Origin of the sequence: Tritonibacter sp. SIMBA_163 (genome assembly GCF_046535935.1) — a bacterium.
In the GTDB taxonomy this organism is placed as follows: domain Bacteria; phylum Pseudomonadota; class Alphaproteobacteria; order Rhodobacterales; family Rhodobacteraceae; genus Epibacterium; species Epibacterium scottomollicae.
The window spans coordinates 1-268 of the sequence record NZ_JAWJBP010000517.1 but is presented as its reverse complement, the minus strand read 5'-3'; the positions used below and the strand labels follow the sequence as shown (position 1 = coordinate 268).

At 39.2% G+C, this 268-nt stretch carries 1 protein-coding gene; it reads left to right on the top strand.

The features are described 5' to 3' along the window. Positions 1 to 86: 86 nt before the first annotated feature. Positions 87 to 268: hypothetical protein (locus R0J92_RS23360; protein ID WP_411053430.1), on the top strand; the 182-nt coding region annotated here is incomplete at its 3' end.

Sequence of the window (268 nt, the reverse complement as noted above, 5' to 3'; positions counted from 1 at the left end):
CAGAGAATGGCAGACATACAGTTTCAGAGAACAGAAAGCAAACTAACAGCCTAGCGGCTTAGGAGGAATATCTGTGGAAATTCGAATTGAAAAAAGAAAAGAAGCTGGTTCTTGTAATTATTGCGACAGAGCCACAATCTACGGAAGAAGTCGGGTGCAATATCCTTACGATGAAGTTATTCATGTTAAAGGAAATCAAACCAGCACACGCTTCTGTAAGGACTGTTTCAAAAGATTATCTGAGTTTAATCAATACGTTAAGCAGGAG